The organism is Candidatus Accumulibacter cognatus, assembly GCF_000584975.1.
GTDB lineage: Bacteria > Pseudomonadota > Gammaproteobacteria > Burkholderiales > Rhodocyclaceae > Accumulibacter > Accumulibacter cognatus.
Window position 1 is genome coordinate 12543 of record NZ_JDST02000069.1, and the last position, 20726, is coordinate 33268.

The following is a 20726-nucleotide window of genomic DNA, read 5'->3' on the forward strand; positions in this document are numbered from 1 at the left end:
CCCCATGGCCAACCCACTCAAGGCAGGCCGGATCGACGACTTCGCGTTCAGCCTCGCGGCCTACATCGACCAGGCGATGCATAACGAATGGCAGGCGGTGAAAGGCGAATCCCTGCCCGACAGCGATCAGGGCGCCCAGGACCGCAGGATTCTTTTCGCGGCGATCGCCCAGGGTGTGCTGAAGTTCCTCGCCGATCACGGGAGCGACCTGATCACCAGCGAAGAGAGCGGCAACGGCGGACTCAACCAGCACCGGCACAGCATGGCCTTCACCGTCGACACTTTCAGGACGCCCTTGCCATGAACGGTCGTCATCTGGCTTTCCCCTTTCATGTCGGCGCCGACGGGCGTACCGCGACGCCCTCCGGTCTGGCCGAGCATATTCGCGGCGAGATCATGCAGTTGCTGCTTACCGCACAGGGCGAGCGACCGTTCCTGCCGGGTTTCGGCGCCGGGTTGCGGCGGCTGGTGTTTCAGCAGAACGACGATGCGACGGCGGCGATCAGCAAGGCGCTGGTGAGCCAGAACCTTTCGCGCTGGCTCGGGCACCGCGTCACCGTCGAGGCGCTCGATGTCAGCGCCGACGACGCCACACTCAACGTGGACCTGCGCTACCGCGTGCTCGCCAGCGGCGAGGTTCGCAGCGTGCGCTTTCAGCGGCAGGGGGCGAAATGACCCGGCTAGGCAACGAGGAGCGGCTCGAGGACCGCGCGCGCGACCTCGACGGCAAGGGGCTGAATGCCTTCAGGCTCGCCTACGTCACCCTCGACGCTGCGCCAAAGCCGGCTTTCGCCTGGCTCGACGTCGAGTTCTGGAATGCCAATGCGCTTGCGCCATTACCGCCCAGGGAGGCTTTCAAGATTCAGGGGGCGACTCGGCAGCGCTCCGGCAACCCGGCACGAGCAGTCGCAGTGTTGCAGGTACTGCCGGGCGCCGGCAACACGCTGCGCTTGCAGATCGCCCCGGTCGGCGATTACTCGACCTACCTGTTGTCGACCACCAGCGTTGGCCTGGGCGCCCCGGACAATGCCCTGCCGCTGGCGATGGACCCCTTGCTCAACGCCTTGCCGTTCAAGTTCCGCCCCGGCTGCTTCAATCTCAATTGCACGCCGATGGAGAAGGGCAGGCCAGCGCCGACAGAGCCTGAAATCGACTACCTTGCGCGCGACTACGACTCCTTCCGGCATGTGCTGATCGCCGCGATGATGCGCCGCGTTCCCGGCTGGTCACCGAGCAGCGAAGCCGACCTCGACCAGGTGCTGATCGACCTGGTCGCCGCCGATGCCGACGAGCAGGCCGACTACCACGACCGCGTCATGAACGAGCGCGCGCTGGCGACGGCGCGCAAGCGTGTGTCGCTGGCGCGGCATGCGCGGCTGCTGGACTACCACATCCACCAGGGCAATCAGGCCAGCACCTGGCTGGCTCTCGAAGTGGCCGGCATGGTCGACCTGCCGGCGACGGGCCAGGATGAGTTCGGCGTCTGGAGCGGCCGTGCCTGGCAGGACGACGACGCGGTGATTTTCGCGATGGCGCGCGACGGCGGGTCATGGCGCCAGCGTTGCTTCGCGCCGCTGAACCGCTTGCGGCTGTATACCTGGGGCAAGACGGTGACGGCGCTCGCCACCGGCAGCACCGAAGCCGACCTGACGGCGGCGACGCCGCTCACGCAGACCGAGGCCGAAGCGCTGCGCGACTTCTTCCTCGGCACGCACGCGAGCCAGGTGCCGGGTCCCGGCGCCGCAGACGTGAACACTGCCGTCGACCAGTTGCTGATCCAGGAGGCGCTGAACCCCGAGACTGGCACCGCCAACGGCAGGCGCATCGCGCAGCGGCAGTTGCTGAAACTGTTGCCCCTGCATGGCCCGATCGCGCGCGCCGAGGCCCTGCAGGACCCGTTCACCGGCGAATGGCTGGTACGCGTTCGCTGGCGTGCCGAAGACGCGCTGCGGCAGAACTTCTGCTTCGTTTGCGACTGCGCCGGCCAGCCGGTCGAAGACGTGAGTCTGTTCCACGCCAACCTGCTGCGCGTGACGCAAGGACGGCCGCGCATTACCACCTTCCGCGCGCCGGGACAGCCGCTTGGTGGGGCCGACGAGCGAAGTTTCGTTGCCAGCGATTCGGTCAGTTACGAGATCGTGCTGCGCCAGGCCGGCAGTGCTTCGCCGCCGCGCGGCGTGCTCTGCCCGCTGCCTGCCTCGCCGCTAGCCTACCGCGCCAGCGCGCCCGGCGGCGAGACGCCGACGCGAACAACCGCGCAGGTCATGGTGCAGGGTTTTGCCGAGCCGTGGCAGGAACAATCGGACCTGATCGAAAGCCAGCGGGACGACCAGCACTTCATCGTCGAGACCGACGAGCTCGGCGGCAGCTCGCTGCGTTTTGGCGACGGCAGCAACGGCGCAGCTTTGCCCATGGGCGCCTTTGTGCAGTGCCGTTATCGCGTCGGGCAGGGCAGTCAGGGCAATGTCGGCGCCGACAGCCTCGTCGGCTTCGTGGACGCCAGCGGCGCCGTGCAGCGCGTCTGGAATCCGTTCGACGTGACCAACGGTCGCGATCCCGAACCCGCCGCCGAGATCGTTCGCCGCGTGCCCGAGGCCTACCGCCAGCACCAGTTGCGTGCCGTCACCCTCGATGACTACGCCAGGCGTGCCGAGGAGCTGCCAGGAGTTGCGCACGCCCGCGCCCGCTATGCCTGGACCGGCAGCTGGCGCTGCGTGCAGGTGGCCATCGACCCGGCAGGCGGTATCGTGCTGGCCGAACCACTGCGGCGCGCGCTCGCCGATCACCTCGATGCGGTTCGCCTGATCGGCGAGGATCTGGAGGTGGGCGCGGCGCGCTACGTGCCCCTGGACATCAAGCTGAGCCTGTGTGCGCAGCCGGCCTACTGGCCCGAGGATCTGCGAGCGGCACTCGAAGAGGAGTTTTCCGACGGCTGGATGCGTGACGGTCGCCACGGCTTTTTTCACCCGGATCGGTGGACCTTCGGGCAGCCGCTGTACGCGAGCCAGTTGATCGGCCGTGCGCTTTCCGTCACCGGCGTCGGCCGCGTCCTGCGCGCCAGCATGCGGCGCTGGAACCCGGGCAGCGGTGGCGGCCTGACCGAGATCGACATCGATCCCCTGGCACTGCCCGAATCGCGCCTGGAGAAGATCCCCGTCGGGCCGTTCGAGATCATCGTCGTCGCCAACGACCCTGATCACCTGGAAACCGGTCGCATCCGCTTCGAAATCACCGGAGGTCGCCGATGAGCTGTACCAACGATTGCCGCCAGCCGGCTGCTTTCCCGAAGACGATCGACAACCGGCCGGGCCTGAGCACCATCGACTATCGCATCGGCAGCTACGCCGACCTGCGCGAGCACATGCTGTCGCGGCTTGACGCGAGTACGGTGCTCGCCGAATGGACGCACCGCCTGCCCGACGACCCCGGCATCGCGCTGATCGAGGCAGCCGCCGAGGTCGGCGACATTCTCAGCTTCTACCAGGATCTCTACGCCAACGAGGCCTATCTGCGCAGCGCCAAGTGGCGCGATAGCGTCGCCAACCTGGTGCGCCTGCTGGGCTACCGGCTCGCGCCAGGGGTCGCGGGACGCGCGCGTTTCGCGTTCGCGGTGAAGGGTGCTCAGCCCGTGCTGCTGCCCGCCGGCCTGGGCATCCAGGCGCAGCTTGCCGGCGACGACAAGCCATCAGTCTTCGAGACCAGCGTCCAACTGCTCGCGCAGCCGGCGTTGTCGCAGTTTCATCTGTACCGGCCGCGCCAGGCACCCGACATTCGTTACGGCACCGACACCTTCACGCTGTGGGCCGATGCCGGCGTCGCGGTGCAGCTCAAAGCCGGCGACCGCATCCTGGTCGGCGTCGCCCGCGCTGGTGGCGAAGCGTTCGATCATACGCAGGTGATGGTCGTAGACAAGACCTGGGAAGCCTTCGGCAGTACCGTCGTAACAATGAAAGGCGGCATCACCAGCCTGAAGAAGCCGCCACGGTTCAGACCGCTGACACCACCGCGCCTCGTTTCGGCCACCTTGCCGGCTGCGGCTTCGCTGTTCTCGTCTTCGTTCACGCCAGCGCTGCAGCCGCTGTCGCTCAAGATCGCGTCGCCACCGTCCTTCCTGACGCCCGGTGTCATTGCTCAGCCGCTGGCACAGTCGCTGCTTGCGGCCGGGCTCGGCGTGCCCACCCTGGCGTCGACGCCGCGCCTGCGGGCCTGGAAGCTTGCCGGAACACACCGCCACTTCGGGCACAACGCACCAGCCACGCAGGTCGTCGTGGACGACAAGGGGCGCGCGACCACCAGCCCGGTGTCGTATGTGCGCAAGCTTGCTGCCACCACCGCCGCACCGGCCGTGCCGTCGCTGCCCTCGACGCAGATGCCGCTCGACGGCGAGGTCAGCAGCGTGGTCGCCGGCACGCGGCTGCTGATCGAGGCCAACCTCAGCATCGGCAGTCACGCGAGCAGTCGCCGCAAGCGTCTGCTCGAACGCCGCATCGCGCAGGTCGATCGGCAATCACTGGCGTGGGGACCGCTGAGCGGTGCCAGCACGGTGCTGACCCTGGACGAGGACCTGGCGATCAGCGAGAACGGCAGCACGCTCGGTTATGCCGACATCCGCGGCATCAGCTTTCACGAGGTCGTCGGCGAGCCTTTCGAGCTGCGCGCCGACTTCGTGCAGACGGCCGCCAGCCGGGGGAAGGAACTGCATTTCTATGGCACGGCCGGTGAAGCCGCCGCGCTGGCCAGGCGAAGCCTGCTGTTTTCCGGCCCAGGCCCTGCATTGGTCGCGGCCACCGCCCTGTCCGTCGCCAGCGACGATGGCGACGATGGCGGGCAGCCGGGCTGGCATCGTGTGCAGCTCGACCGCGATTTCGACTACACGCAGTTCGAGCACAGCGCACCGCAAGTCACGGTGTACGGCAACCTGGTCGAGGCGACTCAGGGCAAAACCGAGGCCCGGATCACCCTGGGAGACGGCGATGCACGCGCGGTTTTCCAGACCTTCGCGCTACCCAGGACGCCGCTTACCTATCTGCTCGATACGACGCAGGTGCCGCCGCTACTGCCGCAGTTGCAGGTGTGGGTCGATGGCGTCGCCTGGACGAGCGTAGACAGTTTTTTCGGGCGTACGCCGAGGGAGCACGTCTATATTGTGCGCGAGGATGCCGACGGCAAGAGTTGGGTGCAGTTCGGTAACGGCAAGAGCGGCGCGCGTTTGCGCTCCGGTCGGGGCAACGTGCTGGCGGTCTACCGCAGCGGTGCGGGTGCGCACGGGCTGCTGCAGGCCGACGCGAAACCACAGGCCGACAAGAAGGTCGCCGGACTCGAAGCGGCTTTCCTGCTCGAAGCGGTCACCGGCGGTGCCGAACCGGAGGGTGCCGATAACGCACGCCTGGCCGCACCGGGAACCATGCAAAGTCTGGGCCGTATCGTCAGTCTGGCCGATTACGAGGCCGAGGCGCTGGCCATTCCCGGCGTGCTGAAGGCGCGCGCCGCCTGCGCCCAGGTTGACGGCGCCGCGCTGGTGCGCGTCACCCTGCTCACCGCGAGCGCTGCGGCAGCCGATGCCGCGGCAGCCAGCGACGCGCTGCGCGCAGCGGTGGGCGCACGCGGTGCCAGGCGCTGTCCGTTGCTGGTCGTGGCGGGTGCGCGCACGCCGGTGTCGCTGCATCTGGTGGTGGGTTACGACCCGACCCGACGCACCGAAGAGCTGCGCCTGGCAATCCTCGAAGCCTTGGGTGCGAGTGGCGAAGAGGGCAATGGCGTCGATTCGTCACGAGGTCTGTTCAGTTGGCAGCAGCGGCAATTCGGTGACGGGGTGCACGGCTCGCAGGTCGTCGCCGCCGTGCAGAAGGTGAGCGGTGTGATATGGGTGCGGCTGGTTGCTCTCGCCGTCGCCAGGCCACCGCTGGTGCAGGCGAAACCGGGCCTGCAGTTGAGCGCAGAGCTGTCCCAGCCGGCACTGTCGATCGCCAACGTTCCGGCGACGCAGCGCTCGCTGGCCTGCGCCGGCGACCGGCTGCTGGCGCTGCAGACAACGGCGCTGCAGCTGCAGTTCGCCGCCGACGAGCAAGGAGGGCGGCCATGAGTTCGCCACGCCGGCCTCTGTACGAGCGGCTTCCCGAGGTATATCGCATTCGCGACAGTGAGCAGACGCCGCCCGGACAACTCGCAGCTTTTCTCGGCGTTATCGAAGACGCCTTCGCAGCGCTGCATGCCCGTACCGACGCACAGTATCACGACCTCTTCATCGAACACTGCGATGACTGGGTGGTGGCTTACCTCGCCGACCTGCTGGGCACCTCTCGTCTGGCCGGCGACCCGTGGACGCTGCGCGCCGATGTCGCGCGCACGGTTTTCCACCGCCGCCGCAAGGGCACGCTCGGCGCCGTCGAGTCGCAGGTCTTCGCGCTGTCGGGCTGGGCGGCGCATGTGGTCGAGATGCGCGAGCGCCTGGCGTGGAACCAGCACCTGAACCACCAGCGTCCCGACGCCGGCGGCATGCCGCCACGGCGTCTTGTCAGCGAGTTCACTGCCGCCATCCGCGGTGGCACCGTGACACTACGCGATCCGGCGCTGCTCTCGCTGACTGGCGGAGCTTTCGATGCGCACGCACGGGTGGTCGACGTCAAGCCGCCGACGCTGGGCCTGTCGGGCTGGAACCTGCCGAATCTGGCGGTGCTGTTGTGGCGGCTCGAAGACTTCCAGGTGCCTTTGTCGCGGCCGCTGTTCCGGCAGATCGCCGCCATCCCGCCGTCACCCGGCGCTGCTGCCCTGGCCGTGCGCTTCGACGTACAGGCACAGGGCGAGCCCTGGCCGCTGTTCAACAGGCACCGCTTCCATGCCGACGCAGAACCGCCGCGCCTCGGCGGCGAAGACGAAGTACCGGACCGGATGCCGCCGGCACGGCTCAGCGACGGTACGCCGGCCGGCCGCCCGGCGAGCTATGTCAGCGTGCAGACCTACTCCGACCCGCGCAATGCGCATCCCGGCTCCGACCCGGTCGGGCTGGTGCTGCACCTGCCCGAAACGCCCTTCCTCGGGCAGGCCTGGCGAATTCGCGGCGCCAATCTCTGTGCCTGGGAGACCGGCATCGCACCGCCGCTGCGCGACTGGGAGGTGGCGATCGACCCCGAACATGGCCGGCTGGTGTTCGGCGTCCCGGATGCCGATCCGGCGACACAGGCCGAGCCCCTGGCAGACGGCCTGCTGGTGTCGGCCTGCTATGCGCAGGCCGGTCCCAGCGGCGCACAGCCCGTGCAGCGTTTGCCCTTGCCGGCCAGCTGGCCTGGCGAGCAGACCTACGAAGTCAGGCGCATCAACTGGTTCGACGATGCTTTCGCGCTACAGCATGCGCTCGACGACCTGCCGAAGCGCTCGCAAGCGCTGCTCATCGAGATCACCGATAGCCAGACTCATGTCCTCGACCTCGGTGCGATCGCCGGCATCGGCAACGACGCCGGTGTTCTGTCGCTACGCCTTGCGCAATCCCTATGGATTCGCGGCGCATCCGGTGAACGCCCGGTCGTCCGCCTGCTACAGCCGTTGCGGGTGCGACCGACGCAGATCGGCGGAGCCGGGGCCGTCAATGCCGAAGTCCTTGAACTGTTGCTCGAAGGTCTGTACCTGACGCGCGCCGTGGCGTTCCCGGCTGGCGATGCGCTGCTGATGCAGGCGGCACTCGGGCAGTTGCGCATCCTCGGCTGCACACTCGATCCTGGTGGCGGTCTGCTGCTCGACGGCAGTGCCAGCGGTACGCGCGCGCCGATTCGCGAAGCGCTGCGCCTCACCAATGACTATGGTCTCGCCCCCGCCGAAAGCGATGCTTTCGACCAGGTGCCGGCCGTGACACTGGAGCGCAGCATTGCCGGTCCGCTGGCGATCGACAGCGGCTACCTGCTGACGCTGGCCGACAGCATCGTCGATGCCGGCAGTGGCAGCACTGCGACGCTGCCAGCCCTGGCGCTCGGCGCCGCGACCGGCAACCCCGAGCTGGCATGGGGCCCGGACCTGGTGGTGCGCGGCCTCACCGCCTTCGGCCGCGTGCGCGTGCAGACCGCGCGCGGGGAAGGCGGCCTGTTCGTGCACCGCCTCGAGGTGCACGACAACCAGGATAGCCACACCGTTGATGTCAGCGTCGGTCAGCACGGCAGTTGCCTGAAATTCTGCTGCTTCAGCGGCGACCATGACCGCTTGCCGCAGCATTTCGGCTGCGTCTTTGCCAGCGAGGCATGGCTGCGCTTCAGTGCCGAGTACTTTGGTCGCCCAGGCTATGCACAGCTACGGCTCGACTGCGACCGCCGCATCCGCGAGGACGGCCCGGCCAGCGATGAGATGGGCGCCTTCGGGTATCTGCGGAACACGCACAAATGGAAAAACATCGGCATCCGGCTGCAGGAATTCATGCCGGTCGGGGTGCGACCGGTGCTCATTCCGATCACTTAGAGGATCACGATCATGAAGGGCGACTTTTCCTTCCTCGCATTCGATACGGCGCCTCATTACAGCGGCGTGCTGCACCAGCAGGGCCGCGTACTGCTGGACCGCGACTGGAACGAGGCGGCGGCGATCGCCAGCAGGTGGCGCACTATGGCCGCCCGCGATGCTTTCGGCGACGGTCTGTTGGCGGTACCGGCGGCGAATCCGGCCGGTTTCAAACTGCAGGCTGCCAGTAGCGATGGCACGCTGGTCAAGGTCGATCTCGCTGCCGGCCGGGCGTGGGCCGATGGCCTTTCGCTGACGCTGGCCGACCCATCGAGTTTCCTTGCCAGCTATTTCGCGCAGCCTTTCCAGACACCGCAAGCGGCGCCGTCCACGATCGCCGATGGCGTTCGCGATCTGGTCGTTCTCGACGTCTGGGAAGACTCGGTCAGCGGTTTTCAGGATCCGCTGAACCTGATCGAGCCGGCGCTGGGCGGGCCGGACACGACCGAGCGCACGCAGGCCTTCGTCAAGCTGCAGTTACTGCGCCTCGGTCCCAACGATGACTGCAGCGCCGCCGCCGACCTCGCCGACGACTTCGGCGCCAAGGGCAAGCTGACGGTCTCGTCGGCGCCGCTGCTGACCATCACCGGCGACTGTCCACTTGCTGCCGGTGGTGGCTACAGCGGCCTCGAACACTACCTCTACCGCATCGAGATCGCCGACCCGGATGCCCTGGGTCAGGCGCGCTTCAAGTGGTCGCAGTGGAATGGCGGTCTCGTCGGCCGTGGCCTCTATGCGGCCGCTGCGCCAGGTAGCGGCACGGTCACGATCACCGCCAACGACCAGATGATCAACCATTGCGGGGTCAGCGATTTCTATCTCGAAGCGCTCGTCTTCGACGCGGCCCTGGGCGCCTGGCAGGTCACGCTGAGCGCCGATGCCACGCTGGCACAGGATGGCGTACTGTCACTGACCCAGGTGCAGGGCGTCTGGCCGACGGCAACCCCGGCGAGCGGTTTCTTCCGTCTCTGGAACGGCATCGCCCGGGTGGCCGATTTTCCGGTTGGCGGCGCCAACCCGGTCGAGTTGAAGGACGGCATTCGGGTCGAGTTCGAGGCGGCGACCGCGCACAACGCCAACTATCAGCCCGGCGACTACTGGACCTTCCCGGTACGCGCGTCGGGAGTCGCTTTCGAGCCACCGCTATGGCCGACCAAGGCGCCACCGCAGGGTGTGCGGCATCGTCGCGTAGCGCTCGGCATCCTCAACTGGAACGGCCCGCCGCCGCTGAGCATCAGCCATGCTGCCGGCGACATCGACGACTGCCGACGCGTCTTTCGGCCGCTGAGCAACCAGAAAATATGTTGCACCTTCATCGTCGGTGATGGCCGCAACAGCCACGGTGACTTCGATTCGATCGAAGAAGCGCTGCAGCACCTGCCCGTGAACGGTGGCGAGATCTGCCTGCTGCCCGGCCTGCACCAGACCAATGCGCTGATTGCCGGCCGGCACAACGTCAGGATCAAGGGCTGCGACACCCAGACCAAGGTGATCCCGCGTGAGCAGGGCGCAACGCTGCCGATGTTCACGATTCGCGATGCCGAGAACGTCAGCCTCGAGCACCTGGACATGGTGACGCTCGGCGGTACCGCCATCGTCATCGAGGCGAGCCAGGCCGCTGGCAGCGTCGACATCGAGATCGCGTACAACCGCATTCTTGCCTGCAGCAACGCCATCCACGCGCGCCAGGCGAAAGGCGTCAACATCCACCACAACCGCATCCGCATGCTCGACAAGCGCGGCAGCGATGTGGCGATCCATCTCGCCGGCGACGACAGCCGGATCGAGCGCAACGACATCCGCCTGTTACCGGCGCCGGACATGCCGCCGCTCGACGTGCCGACCGAGACCGATCCGGTTGACCCTACCGATCCCTGCGCCAGACTGGTGATCGTCTATTTCAATCCGCGGCTGTTCGTGCGCTATGTCAACCAGGTGTGGGCGATCAAGCTGCCGTCGCTAGTCGTGCTGAAGCAGCCGTATCGGGCGCTCGGCGGCATTCGACTGGGCAACGCTTGCGAGCGCGTGCGCGTACTCGAAAACGTGATCGTCGGCGGCGCCGGCAACGGCGTGACGCTGGGGGCTTCGCCGCCCGCGCCGCTGCCGGAACCGGAGCAGGTGTTCACCTTGCCGCAGGAAGCCGGAGTGACGGTGCGCGTCATCGGTCCCGATGGCAAGCCGCGCGCCGGCGTACAGACCACCTTGACCAACACGGCGACCAACGAGGCGCGCTCGTTCGTCACCGATGCCGACGGCAGCTTCCTTTTCGGCAGCAACCCGGCGACCTTCCGCGTCACCGAGGGCGAGCCCGGTTTGGTGATCGACAAGCTGGATCTGCAGCCAATCCAGAACAATCAGTCCTTCGTGCTGACGATCGTGCTGAAGGCCGACGAAGCGCCGAACCCCGAAAACTCCGGCTTCCTTTACGACATCACCATCGAGCGCAACGAAATCGCGGCGATGGGATTGTCGGGCATCGGTACCGGCGCCGTGTCGGTGCCGGCGGCAGCCTTGCGCGCCAATGCACTCGCTGCTGCACGCCGACAGCTCGGCACCCCGGTGATCGGGCTCGCGATCCGTGCTAACCATATCAGTGGCTGTCTGCAGAACCCTTTCGACAACGCGCTGCGCCTCACCGCGGCGTCGCAGGGACTGGGCGGCATCTCGCTCGGCATGTGCGAAGCGCTGGCCATCGTCGACAACGACATCGAGCGCAATGGCGTCAGCGGTGCCAATCCCGTTTGCGGCATCTTCGTCGCCTATGGCGAGGGCGTGGAGATCGCGCACAATCGCCTGGTCGATAATGGACCGCTGACCCCGGACGTGAGCAGCCAGGATCTGATCGCCGGCCGGCGCGGCGGCATCGTGTTGAATCTCGTTGCCAACTTCAATCTGCTCGACGCACGTGCCCTTGCCCAAGGCGACACTTTCAACGCGCGGCCGGCAGCGCGCATCCACGAGAACCTGGTCGACCAGCCGGTCGGGCTGGCGCTCCATGCGATTGCTTTCGGTCCGCTGCAGTGCACCGACAACGTCTTTTCCAGCGAGCTGTCGGGACTCTCCATACAGGAGCGCATGGCCGGTACGGTCTTCATCTACGACCTCGGTGGTGTCAACCAGGCCGCGGCAGGGATGCGTCTGCAGCGCGCCAGCACGCTGCAGGCGGCCGAGGCGAGGCCGCAGATCGTTCCCGAGAAGGACGCGGCTGCGCCGGTCAGCGAGAGCGCCGCCGTCGACGCGCAGGCGGCGGCTCTGCACGCCGCCCCCGCGATGCTGCTGCCGCAACGTGCGGCGGCCGTGGAGCAGCTCTTCCCGGCAGGCAAGCTGATGTTCAACGACAACCAGTCGCGTACCGGGCAGAGCAATACCAGCGCGAGCTGTCAGCTGCTGGCAACGCTCGATGACCTCGCGTACCAGAACAACCAGTCGTTCAGTCTGCGCAGTGGCAACCTGATCACCAACGCCCTGCTCTACGGCAACACTCTGCGCGCCACTGGCAACCGTCTCGGCGAGCGCGGCGCCGAGACCCTGCTGTCGCTGCTGTCCCTGGGGGTTCGTCTCAACAATACCAGCTTCAACCAGGGAGACCACTGCATCGTCGCCAACGACATGAACCCGGCAATGGCCGAGGTCAAGGTTGGCAACCAGATCCTCAACCCCGGCAGTCTGTGCGCGAGCCGCAGCATCGTTGCCGCGATCCTCTTCAAACCACACGGGTGAGACACCATGGCCCTGATACTGAACACCGGACAGAACAGTTACAAGAGCGACCTCGAAGGCCTCTTCGAGACACTGCAGGAACAGCGCAGCGAACTGTTGAGCATGGTCCGCGACGTGCAACTCGCCGCCCGCCTGCTCGCCGTCGCCGAGGCGCGCCGCCTCAGCGAGCTGGCGGGCGACGATCCGCGTGTGGCGCACTACCTGAACAGCAGCGACACGATCCTGCGCCGCGCCGCTGCACTTGAGATCGAGAGCGAGATTGCCAACATCCGCGTGCCGCCGATTACCAAGAGCGAGACCCTGCTGCAGGGCCGCATCACCGACGAGTCGGCGAGGGCGACTGCGCATGTGGCGGTGACGCTGGTCGACGAGAAAGGCGCCCCGGTGGTGGGCGTAGCGTCAGTGGAGACCGACGACTCCGGCTACTTCGCGTTCATTCTGCAGCCGGCACAGGTCGACGCTATCGGTGCCGGGCGCAAGCTGACCTTGCAGGTCGGCAGCGCCAGCGGCAAGCTCGTGCCGGTCGCGGCGCAAGCGTTTACGCTGGCGAGCGGCGAGGTGAAGGTCAGTGAAACGCGGTTGCAGCCGAGCGAACTGGAGAAGCTGCGGCTGCGTCCTGTTCAACGGTGATACATATTGAGGTAGCCAGCCATGTTAACGTCAATGCACAAGAAGCCGTCCCTCCCAGGCACTGCGTGGCTTTCCCCGACAGGATCGGTAGCGACGCCATCGCGAGCAGCCATGATCATGCGTCAGAGTGCGTCGACCTGTGCCTGCGGAGGGTCTTGTCCGCGCTGTCAGGCCCAGTCCAGCCTCAAGATAGGCGCCCCGGACGACCACTATGAACGGGAAGCCGATCGTGTTGCGGATTTGGTGATGAGCGGCCGCCAGAATGATCCGGTGCACGCAATTTCACCAGGCATGCACTTGAAACTCTCCCGCAAGGTGCTTGAGCCGGACGAAGTGTTGGACAGCGTTCTCCCGGCCGAAGGCACGTCCAGTTCCGAACAGCCCGAAGTTGCCGAACCCGAGAACCTGCAACGCAGCGCCACCGCAGAAGCCGATGCCGTGACGCCTCAATATGAGCGAACCCTTCAGCAGGCTGTCCACAGCGGTGGCGAGCACTTGCCGACAGCGACACGCGCGTTCATGGAAAGTCGCTTTGGCCGGGATTTTTCCGCGGTTCGCTTGCACCGCGACGAGCAGGCGAGCGGCCTCGCGCAGCAAGTCAATGCACGTGCTTTCACTGTCGGCAGCGACATCTTTTTTGCCCAGTCCCAGTATCAACCGTCTTCGCATGCAGGGCAGCGCCTGCTCGCTCATGAGCTTACCCATGTGGTGCAGCAATCCGACGGCCGTTTGTCGAGACAGATCATGCGATCTCCGGGCACCTCTTGCAGCAGCTATCCCGGATACAATGCGTCGATTGACCGGCGTACCTACAATTGTGCCGGCCTGGCGCTACGCACCTATCGATTTACCTCGCCACCGTCTGCCGTATATACCGAAATGGCGGCGAATTTCATCAACCCGGTTTGCCCGGTGGGCAATTGCAAGGCCGGTCAAGTGAAATTCTGGCTTTGGCAGTACGACATCCGCACCGAGGACGATCTGGGTACCATCATCAATCCGACCTGGCGAGATTTTCATATCGTCGGAGGCCGGATGGATGCCCTGGGTAACGACCCCAGCGATGTCCTCAGCAAGAACGGACCGCGTCCAATACACGGCCCCGGTACTGGCCCTAGCTTTCGGCCTGCGTCCAGAGACCGCGCCCTTGATGCCGACGACAACCCCGGCACCACTGCCGCAGGACGCCCGCTCTACAAGGTTCGCAGCAACATGAGCGAAATCATCAGTTGCGCAGGATGTTCCTGAGCGATGCGCTGCCTGCCGTGACTTCCAGGTACTCGGCTTTTCCTGAAGGATGCCTGGAATGCAGGATCGGGGACTATATGATTCGCCGCCATGCTGATTCTCTCTGGTATGTCTACCGGCTGGAAGACATCTTGTCGGTCAAACGTCTGGTTCCAAGTCAGACACGACCAATGATGCTGATCGCCGAAGAGGATCTGCTCGACTCGATGACGCCGGCTTACTTCGCGGAGGTACAGTTTCTGGTCAGCGTTTTCGACCCCGGCCATGCCGATGAATCCCTCGCTCGGCAAGCCATTCAGAATAAGGCCATGATCAAACGAGCGCAGGGACTGCTGCGGGCTGCGCGCGAGTTTTCCCGAACGGATTGCCGGGTCGTCCGAACATAGACGGCCATCAAGCGGCTTGGCCCAGATGGATGGGAGCAGAACATGCGAATGATTGAAAGAACCAGCCTCTCCAAGTTGGCGCAGGCGCAGCGCGGAAGGAACACTCCGCCAGCGTCAGCCATTCCCTTGTCGCCAGCGAAGTCGTGATGCGCCTGCGGTGGCAGTTGTCCACGCTGCGCTACGAATCTGGCCCAGATTAACATCAGCGAGCCTGGGGGCTTCCTTGAGCAGGAAGCCGAGCGGATGGCGGCAAAGGTCGCGACGGGCTTGCCGGCTTCTGCTTCGGCAACCGAAAAAGCGGAGTCGGTGGCAGAGGAGGGTCCGCAAATCCGGACCGGTGACTCCGAGATCGGCTTGATGAACGGCAAGCCCCTCGATCCTGAACTGCGTGCTCGTTTTGAACCGGGCCTGGGCGCCGATTTTTCGCAGGTGCGGATTCATACCGGACCACAGGCGCAGGCCCTGGCCGCTTCCCTGCAAGCCGAGGCCTTTACGCTGGGACGCCATATTGTCATCGGCGATCTCCATTGCAAGGCCGCTTCATCCGATGGGCGGAATCTGTTGGTGCATGAGTTGGCGCATACCATCCAGCAGGGTGCCGCAGGTCAGGCCGGCGCAGCGCTGACGGCAGGTTCGCCTGGTCCGATGATCATGCGTCGGCTGATTCGCACCGCCATCATCAATTTCCTTTGTGGTAGTTCTGACCCTTTCCTCAGAAGCCCACCCAGTGGCTTCATGCATTTGAACACGGGCGAAACACAGATTTCGATCAGCACCAATATTCATTGAGACAGACCGGCAAGCTGCGGGTCGGGCAGCCAGTTTTTTATGACTTTATTCCGTCATCGCAGCGTATTGTGGGATGCCAATGAGGGTACGAAGACCTTCAACGTGGGTACAGCAGATAAAGCGGTCTGGTCGGAGCTGACGAAGATTCCGACTACTACTTCGAGATCCGATCCAACAATACCAATCCGAACTGTTGTTTGACCGGAACCATCGACGTCAACACCCCGTAATGCGCTTGCCCTGGACTCTCCTGCAAGAGCATCAGGGCAATCGAAGTCACTTGCGTGGCAGATGCACCTGCGTGGCCACGGTCAGTGTCAGTTGATTCTTCAATAACAACTGCCCATCGCTTGCCAGGAACAAAACCTCCAGCTGATACTCGCCGGGGCTCAAATCCAGGATCGCTTCGGTCTGGCCATCACTCAGGCGCATGCGCGTCGGCGCTGATCGATTCTTCCTGATATTCAACACGAAATAGCCGGTGTCCGGGATCGAGGTTTTTTCCGGCGCCACGCCCAGGCCGATGACCCCGAGCTTGATCACGAACGGACTATCGACACTCTCGCCATCGCGAATATTCTTGACATAGACCAGTTTGCTCTCGCTCGGAGGGGTCGAAACCTGATCCTGATACCATTTCGGGCAGGTTTCGCTGAATCGTTCGGGGTCGATCCTGGGCGGAGCGGATTGCGTGCGATTGGCGATGACGTTGACGGTGATTTGCCGGCTGAATACGTAGTACGGGCGGTGGTCATAATCGGCAAAAAGCAGGCGCAGGGTATGCGGACCGGGCGGTAAATCGAGAAGGGTGGCGGTCTGCCCCTTGCCAAAATGCCGATACTTGTCAGAAAAGGGGATGGGGTCAGCAACTGAGGGGGGCAAAGGCGTATCGATCAACAAGTGGTGATGACCGCTTTTTTCCCTTTTGTGGCCAGCAGGAATTACCCCCATGCCGCGGATGCCGAATTCTATCCAGAATGGCGTGCGTACCTGGAATCCGTCCACAAGATTAGAGAAGGTCACTGGTGTGGACTCGGCAAACAGACTCAGCGAAGTTCGCTCGGCCGTATATTGTAACCAGCAGCGGCGCTCAAGCGGATCCTCCGGCAAAGGCTTGGCGATGACCATGTTGAACAGCATCAGCAGCGCCAGAGCAGGAAAAACCTTGTATGCACGCATCACAGACCTTTCAAGGCAAGCCATCCTGTTAGATGGCAGATTCTACTGCATCCGTGATCCCGAGCATCGGCAGACTGGCATCGATGTCGAAAAATCTTACTTTATACGAAGAGCCTTGGCTCGAATCGAGAACCGCCACAAGGGGTGCAGGCATCGCTGCCAGACGGCCATCGGATCGATGGGCGATGCTTTGGGGCCGCGTTGAGCTTCGAGCTTCTTGACGTACTGGAAGTCGCTTGCAACGGCATGCTATAGTCCATCGTCCGTGCGTCGAGTGTAATCACCGGAGAATGCTGAATGACAACGCCGACAAGCTCGCTTGAGAAGATCTATCAGATCAAGGTCACCCTCAAGAACAGCCGGCCGCCAATCTGGCGGCGTCTGTTGGTGCCGTCTTCGATCACCCTGGCGCGACTGCACCGGGTGCTGCAAGCGGCCATGGGCTGGCACAACTGTCACCTGCATCAGTTTGTGGTGGCGGGCAATTGCTACGGGGATCCCGGCCTGGATGCCGGCTTCGAGGTGGTCGACGAGCTCAAGGTCCACCTCGACCGCTTGTTGATCAACGTCAGAAATTCGATGGTCTATGAGTATGATTTTGGCGATTGTTGGGAGCACAAGATCGACCTCGAGAAAATCCTGCCCGCTGATCCGGCAATCACTCTGCCCCAATGCATCAAAGGCGTCCGCGCGTGTCCGCCGGAAGATGTTGGCGGCGTCTGGGGCTACGCGGGTTTCTTGGCTGCGATGGCCGATCCAGAACACCCGGAACATGAGGACTACAAGGAGTGGATCGGCGAAAAATTTGATCCGGAGCATTTCGACATCAATAGAATCAATGCACGCCTTGCTGACGCGCACGATTAGCTGACGGTCCAGCACCCCCATCAGGACAGGTTGTACCTTTCCAGCAGCTCCATGAAACGCTGGCCGATCGCTGCGGCTCCCCCGACTACACCGGCGCGCGGTTGTTCAGCCAGTCCGGGCGCCTATGGTCGAATGTTTACCGTCGAGGGAGTGCACGTCTAACGTCTATGAAGAAGCCATTCGATTGGATTGGACGGCGGGGCTCATCGAAGGTCTTTTCGCCGGTGTTGCGGGCGCGTTCGCGGCTGGCGGTGGCGGCCTGTCTGCTGATACTTGCGACATCGCCCAGTGCTGCCCGGCCTGTTCTGGAATGGGGAATCAGCTGTGGGGACGGGCGGGTTGATGTCGTCCTGGATGACTTCGATACGCCGTGGGAGAATTGCTGTACGGCCGATGTGTCGATTCCCGGGCCGACGTTGCGTACGGTTGCGGGCTGCAACGGTACGGCTCTGGCAGTGGATTACGATCTGCGGAATGTCGCTCCCCCCGGCAGCCAGAACGCCGGGCAAAGCTGGGTCGTGTTGCAAAGGAACCTGGCCCAGGCGCGCGATCTTAGCCGATACACCCACCTGCGGCTGGCAATGCGCGGCTCCAACCTGCGTGCGCACGATACGCTCGAAGTGAAGCTCAAGGACGCGAGTGGCCTGGTTGCCGTCGCCCTGAAAAGCATGACTGACCTGCCGGTATGGAGAACAATCTACCTCGACCTGCGGGAACTGACCTCAGACCGCGCGATCGACCTGAGCAGAGTGACGGGTTTCGAGATTGCCATCGTCCGTTGCGCCGGCTGCGAAGTCGCGGACAACCCATCGAGTGACCCTGGTGTGGAAGAGCATGCCGGAACCCTCTACCTAGACGAGTTTGCGGCGGTCGACCTGAAGCCGGGTGGTGCCCACCGCTTGCCCGCCGCCAGCGGATTTGCAGCCGTCACTCGGGACGCGACGGTGCGCAGTAAAGCCGCCGATGCGCTGCTGGCACAGGTCGTGCCGTCAGCAGCGGGCAAGGATCTGTTGCCGGCGTGGTTTCCCGAGACGGTCCCAAACTTCAACAGCTACGCCCAGGCCGAAGCGCTCTTGGTGTTCGTTTACGAGTACCAGGAGACAGGAAAGGCGGCTTTCCTCGATGCCGCGAGAAAGCTGGCTGCCCGGCTGATCGCCTTGCAGATTCCAGCCGGCAGGGTCCAGGCAGGGGCTTGGTTGTCGACGTATGTTCCGCAGACCGGGATACTCAGGGGTCCCGATCGCGCGTCCCAGCCGATTCCCTGCGATGGCAATGAAACACTGGTACAGGACATCGACACTTGCGAATGGGCCGGCAACGTCGGATGGGTGCTGATTGCGCTCAACAAACTTCGCAACAGTGGTCTGCACACGGATACCATTGCGCTCGATAACGCGATCGATCGTGGGGCTGCGTGGCTGATCGGCCAGCTTGGCCGCAATGCGGCGTATCCAAACCTGATTTCATTGGGCATCGAAGGAAACATCTCGGCTTACTTTGGCCTGCGCGCTGCGGGACGCTTGCAGGAAGCATCGCTGCTCGGCAGCGCCATTTTTCGATTTGGTTGGGATGCCGTCCAGCGACGCATGAAGTCTGGCGTTCTGCCTGCTGACGTGGCCAGCGCGATGGACGTCAGCGGTAGTTGGGGCTCGACTTTTCTACGCGCGATCGGCAAGACCCAGGAGGCGCTGGACGCTCAGGCTTATGCAGCCTCCATCCTGCGCGTCAACTCGTTCGACGCAACACGCTATGGGTACGGTGACATCGCCGGACCCTACACGCCTGCAGTCGAATTCTCCGCGCAGGCAGCGGCTGCCGGCATCCACGATGCGGATTTCGTCCTGCAGCAGATATCTTCGCTGCAGATTCCGTCCACAGCCAGCTACGCTGGCGCCTTTCCCGGCGCGCTGGATCATTGGTATGGCGGCCCCTTGTCGCCATGGAATACGACCATGGCCGGTGTTTCGCCAACCGCCTGGGTGTATTTCGCGCAGTATCGCGACCCTCTCATCGATCTTCTGCGGCCCGCTCTGTCGCTGTCCATCAGTCCGGCGACGGTGCGAACCGGAGCCACGGTTACGCTGTCAGCGCGCGTGATTCCGGGGACGACACCGGCAAGTGGCGATGTTTATATCGCGCTGCAAGCTCCCGGGTGCACGGCGAATTTCTGCAAGACGCTGTTCTGGTTGGGGGCATTGAACTTCGTCAAGACGGTGCAGCCGCTGTTGGACAGTTGGCCGATCAGTCCATTCGCTGGACCAATCTTCAGTTACACTTTCAACGGCAGCGAGCCGACAGGCACCTATCGCTGGCTGGGCGCATTCGTTGAACCGGGGACGCCGCTCAACCTGATCTCAGACATTACGCAACCGTCGTTCGAGTTTCGACCCTGAAGGATCGGGCTTCGATAGCGGTGCGAATGCCTCTCCCGGAAAGGGCCATCAGGATCATCACCCCTGGGGTGTGGTTTGCCGATGATGTCTGCTTGTGGCCGTCCGTATCTGCCACTGTTGTCGATATTGACTGGCATTGGCCTCGATCCATGCCAATGCGCGGAGTTCCCTCTCATCCCATGGAAAGCGCTCCACATACGCTTCGATCTCGGCAACTTGCTGGCGCAGAAATTCTGTCTCCGAGAAGGAGATTTCAAGACCGGGAAGGAAGCGGAGCGTGGGATCATCCGGGAGATTCATGTTCTTCACTCCTTGAGGAGCGTGTCTCAGGCCGTGGCTGCACAGTCGATCCATTGGCAACCGCTGACCTGGCCTGGTTCCTGAAGCGATTCCTGAGTTGATCTGCACGAACCCCATGCCCTCAACCATCATAAACCACTTTAACGATGCGATCTAACACAATGTACCGTCGCAATATTGTTCCCCGTTTCCGGGGGGCGTTGTCAACCTCGATGAGAAACTGAAGGCTTTTTTCGTAGTGACTGACGTAAAATTGATACACTCTGGGACACTGGAAACTATCCAGAATAACCAAAGCAAGAAGCAGACCGAGAGTCAACTCCTTACAATAACTTCCAGAAATTGATGAAGTTTTTGTTCTACGTGAGGAAATTTCGAAATTCCGAAATTCAGGTTTGCGGTGATTGGTCGCGAGACTGTAAAAATCGTCGACACCGGTCAGCGCACGCTTTCTCTTCCAGGCTTTAGTGGATGGCACTGATTCGCTCTTGCACCGGTACGCCCAATTCGGCGCTGACCTCTCGCAGGAGATTGGCCAACGCCGGACTGGCCGAAGACACCAGGGCCCGCGCCAAGCACGCTTCTCGCGACAACACTTCCCGGATGAGCCACAATCACAATACTTCCTGGCCCGTATCCGGCTGCAAACCGTCGATCGCCAGGATCGCCCGACCTTGGGCCCGCAGACGCTCGACAAGAAGCCTTCTGCGGAAATTTCAGGGTCAATAGGGACTGT

At 63.9% G+C, this 20726-nt stretch carries 14 protein-coding genes and 1 pseudogene; 12 read left to right on the forward strand and 3 right to left on the reverse strand.

Annotated features, from left to right (window positions below; all coding sequences use genetic code 11):
- Positions 1 to 4 precede the first annotated feature (4 nt).
- The 10 genes from AW06_RS13360 (at position 5) to AW06_RS20640 (ending at position 15251) form a co-directional block, all read left to right on the forward strand.
- Entirely contained in the window at positions 5 to 304 is a 300-nt protein-coding gene (locus AW06_RS13360; RefSeq protein WP_034950972.1) for a hypothetical protein, read from the forward strand.
- Positions 301 to 675, forward strand: a complete 375-nt coding sequence (locus tag AW06_RS13365) for a GPW/gp25 family protein (RefSeq protein WP_034950974.1) — start codon at positions 301 to 303, stop codon at positions 673 to 675. The genes AW06_RS13360 and AW06_RS13365 overlap by 4 nt, the downstream gene beginning before the upstream one ends.
- Complete coding sequence (locus AW06_RS13370; RefSeq protein WP_034950976.1) at positions 672 to 3248, forward strand: putative baseplate assembly protein; 2577 nt, start codon at positions 672 to 674, stop codon at positions 3246 to 3248. The genes AW06_RS13365 and AW06_RS13370 overlap by 4 nt, the downstream gene beginning before the upstream one ends.
- Positions 3245 to 6082, forward strand: a complete 2838-nt coding sequence (locus AW06_RS13375) for a hypothetical protein (protein ID WP_034950979.1) — start codon at positions 3245 to 3247, stop codon at positions 6080 to 6082. Before AW06_RS13370 ends, AW06_RS13375 begins: the two co-directional genes overlap by 4 nt.
- Positions 6079 to 8439 carry a hypothetical protein gene (locus tag AW06_RS13380; protein ID WP_034950981.1) on the forward strand — a complete coding sequence of 787 codons (2361 nt, stop codon included), beginning with the start codon at positions 6079 to 6081 and terminating at the stop codon, positions 8437 to 8439. The genes AW06_RS13375 and AW06_RS13380 overlap by 4 nt, the downstream gene beginning before the upstream one ends.
- Positions 8440 to 8451: 12 nt before the next feature.
- On the forward strand, positions 8452 to 12198 hold the full coding sequence (locus AW06_RS13385; RefSeq protein WP_034950984.1) for a DUF6519 domain-containing protein: 3747 nt from the start codon (positions 8452 to 8454) through the stop codon (positions 12196 to 12198).
- 6 nt (positions 12199 to 12204) lie between these two features.
- On the forward strand, positions 12205 to 12828 hold the full coding sequence (locus AW06_RS13390; RefSeq protein WP_034950986.1) for a carboxypeptidase-like regulatory domain-containing protein: 624 nt from the start codon (positions 12205 to 12207) through the stop codon (positions 12826 to 12828).
- Positions 12829 to 13074: 246 nt separating this feature from the next.
- Positions 13075 to 14076, forward strand: a complete 1002-nt coding sequence (locus AW06_RS20635; RefSeq protein ID WP_273704674.1) for a DUF4157 domain-containing protein — start codon at positions 13075 to 13077, stop codon at positions 14074 to 14076.
- Between the two features lie 77 nt (positions 14077 to 14153).
- Positions 14154 to 14462: a hypothetical protein gene (locus AW06_RS13400; RefSeq protein WP_138678818.1), complete on the forward strand. Its 309-nt coding sequence runs from the start codon at positions 14154 to 14156 to the stop codon at positions 14460 to 14462.
- A 243-nt stretch (positions 14463 to 14705) separates the two neighbouring features.
- Entirely contained in the window at positions 14706 to 15251 is a 546-nt protein-coding gene (locus tag AW06_RS20640; protein WP_273704675.1) for a DUF4157 domain-containing protein, read from the forward strand.
- A 276-nt stretch (positions 15252 to 15527) separates the two neighbouring features.
- Here the strand turns inward: AW06_RS20640 and AW06_RS20645 are convergent, their stop codons facing one another.
- The gene (locus AW06_RS20645; RefSeq protein ID WP_273704676.1) at positions 15528 to 16430 is read right to left on the reverse strand and encodes a DUF4399 domain-containing protein; all 903 of its coding nucleotides are present in this window, start codon (positions 16428 to 16430) and stop codon (positions 15528 to 15530) included.
- Positions 16431 to 16727: 297 nt separating this feature from the next.
- Between AW06_RS20645 and AW06_RS13415 the strand changes: the two genes are divergently transcribed.
- On the forward strand, positions 16728 to 17297 hold the full coding sequence (locus AW06_RS13415; RefSeq protein WP_034950988.1) for a plasmid pRiA4b ORF-3 family protein: 570 nt from the start codon (positions 16728 to 16730) through the stop codon (positions 17295 to 17297).
- 167 nt (positions 17298 to 17464) lie between these two features.
- Positions 17465 to 19690: a hypothetical protein gene (locus AW06_RS13420; protein ID WP_034950990.1), complete on the forward strand. Its 2226-nt coding sequence runs from the start codon at positions 17465 to 17467 to the stop codon at positions 19688 to 19690.
- A gap of 57 nt (positions 19691 to 19747) precedes the next feature.
- Here AW06_RS13420 and AW06_RS13425 read toward each other — a convergent pair whose 3' ends face one another.
- Together AW06_RS13425 and AW06_RS20650 are read right to left on the reverse strand one after the other, a co-directional pair.
- Positions 19748 to 19990, reverse strand: coding sequence for a hypothetical protein (locus tag AW06_RS13425; RefSeq protein ID WP_034950992.1), 243 nt, complete (start codon positions 19988 to 19990; stop codon positions 19748 to 19750).
- 491 nt (positions 19991 to 20481) lie between these two features.
- A pseudogene (locus AW06_RS20650) lies at positions 20482 to 20670 on the reverse strand (ISNCY family transposase); the annotation flags it as partial.
- Positions 20671 to 20726: the final 56 nt, after the last annotated feature.

What these genes read in the sequence shown, in the direction of transcription:
- AW06_RS13360 (WP_034950972.1), top strand. Translation starts at nt 5, where the DNA reads ATGGCCAACCCACTCAAGGCAGGCCGGATCGACGACTTCGCGTTCAGC.
- AW06_RS13365 (WP_034950974.1), top strand. Translation starts at nt 301, where the DNA reads ATGAACGGTCGTCATCTGGCTTTCCCCTTTCATGTCGGCGCCGACGGG.
- AW06_RS13370 (WP_034950976.1), top strand. Translation starts at nt 672, where the DNA reads ATGACCCGGCTAGGCAACGAGGAGCGGCTCGAGGACCGCGCGCGCGAC.
- AW06_RS13375 (WP_034950979.1), top strand. Translation starts at nt 3,245, where the DNA reads ATGAGCTGTACCAACGATTGCCGCCAGCCGGCTGCTTTCCCGAAGACG.
- AW06_RS13380 (WP_034950981.1), top strand. Translation starts at nt 6,079, where the DNA reads ATGAGTTCGCCACGCCGGCCTCTGTACGAGCGGCTTCCCGAGGTATAT.
- AW06_RS13385 (WP_034950984.1), top strand. Translation starts at nt 8,452, where the DNA reads ATGAAGGGCGACTTTTCCTTCCTCGCATTCGATACGGCGCCTCATTAC.
- AW06_RS13390 (WP_034950986.1), top strand. Translation starts at nt 12,205, where the DNA reads ATGGCCCTGATACTGAACACCGGACAGAACAGTTACAAGAGCGACCTC.
- AW06_RS20635 (WP_273704674.1), top strand. Translation starts at nt 13,075, where the DNA reads ATGAGCGGCCGCCAGAATGATCCGGTGCACGCAATTTCACCAGGCATG.
- AW06_RS13400 (WP_138678818.1), top strand. Translation starts at nt 14,154, where the DNA reads ATGATTCGCCGCCATGCTGATTCTCTCTGGTATGTCTACCGGCTGGAA.
- AW06_RS20640 (WP_273704675.1), top strand. Translation starts at nt 14,706, where the DNA reads ATGGCGGCAAAGGTCGCGACGGGCTTGCCGGCTTCTGCTTCGGCAACC.
- AW06_RS20645 (WP_273704676.1), bottom strand. Translation starts at nt 16,430, where the DNA reads ATGCGTGCATACAAGGTTTTTCCTGCTCTGGCGCTGCTGATGCTGTTC.
- AW06_RS13415 (WP_034950988.1), top strand. Translation starts at nt 16,728, where the DNA reads ATGACAACGCCGACAAGCTCGCTTGAGAAGATCTATCAGATCAAGGTC.
- AW06_RS13420 (WP_034950990.1), top strand. Translation starts at nt 17,465, where the DNA reads ATGAAGAAGCCATTCGATTGGATTGGACGGCGGGGCTCATCGAAGGTC.
- AW06_RS13425 (WP_034950992.1), bottom strand. Translation starts at nt 19,990, where the DNA reads ATGAATCTCCCGGATGATCCCACGCTCCGCTTCCTTCCCGGTCTTGAA.